2 protein-coding genes are annotated in these 1156 nt (G+C 63.5%); both read left to right on the top strand.

From position 1 onward, the window contains the following. Nucleotides 1-193 precede the first annotated feature (193 nt). Entirely contained in the window at nucleotides 194-526 is a 333-nt protein-coding gene (locus ABT116_RS48705) for an ArsR/SmtB family transcription factor (protein ID WP_351647996.1), read from the top strand. Between the two features lie 45 nt (nucleotides 527-571). Next, nucleotides 572-1156: ABC transporter substrate-binding protein (locus tag ABT116_RS48700; protein WP_351647993.1), on the top strand; the 585-nt coding region annotated here is incomplete at its 3' end.

Genomic DNA, 1156 nt, shown 5'->3' with positions numbered 1-1156 from the left:
GCGCTCGGCGCCGGGGAGGACTCGCCCATCGCCGAGCACTGACCGAAGCCGCCGGGAATCTTCGGCGACGTTCTTTCCCTCGGAGGCAACTCGAGATATGTTGACGAGTGTCGACATATCGCAGTAGAGGCCATCGAGGAAGCGCGGACAGCAGACAGTGACTACTCAACGAAACGAAGAGTTGGCGTTTGCTGTGCTGGCCGACCAGGTACGTCGACAGATTCTCGACACTCTGGCTACACACGGCGAGTGCAACGCGGGCTTCATCAGCGATCAAATTTCGACGGTCGGTCGCACCACGGTATCCACACATCTCAAGGCGCTGCGGTTGTCCGGCGTGATCGTCGAACGGCGTCAGGGACGTCATCGCCTGTTTTCGATCGATCCGTCGGGGCCGGCCAACGATGCACTCCAGTTCCTGCGCGACGTCCTCGGGCGAGCGCTGGAAGCAGGTTCGAACACGTCCGAGTCGCCGACCACGGCGACTGAGGATTCCGAACCGGCTTCGGTGCGTCGCCGGGCGTGAGGCCCTGTTTGAGCCCCAGCATCTATTTCAGGCAGGAAGTAGAACGTGCCAGGTCTCTCCGTAACGGCACAGATCGTGACGACCGACCCACCAGGGTCAGCCTTCGAGCGCCTCGAAACGGGGCAACTGCTCGAACTCGAATGTGAGCAACTGACGGTCGGGGCCGCTGTCGCCATCTCCCTTCCCGTCGGCGACGGCGTACGTGCGGATCCAGCCGGAATGCCGATCACGCTGTTGGGTTACGTCGCCGGCGTGAAGCGGGGCCGATCGGTAGTGATCGTGCACCACCAACCGTGGCGCGGCCGCCTGACGATCCGGTTCTTTCCCGACGGCACCGGAACCCGGATCGTTCTCGAGTCCAGCCTCGATCAGGACGGAATTTCCTGGCTTGCCAACAAGCGCGGATTCGCGCCACCCGAACCTCCGCGTTCCGACCGACATCGGATCGGGCTGCTGGTCAGCAAATCCGGCCCGGCAGCTGTATTCGCCCAGGCGACAGAAACACTCGCATCCCTGGCCGTGGAAGAAATCAATGCCGACGGCGGTGTCGGCGGCGTTCTCGTCGACTTGGTGATCGGCGATGACGCTTCCGACCCGGCGGCCGGAGCGGCGACCGCACTGCGATTGGTG

The sequence above is a fragment of the Streptomyces sp. NPDC002130 genome, assembly GCF_040296465.1.
In the GTDB taxonomy this organism is placed as follows: domain Bacteria; phylum Actinomycetota; class Actinomycetes; order Streptomycetales; family Streptomycetaceae; genus Streptomyces.
Note: the sequence above shows the minus strand (reverse complement) of the source record. Positions and strands in the feature narration are given on the sequence as shown.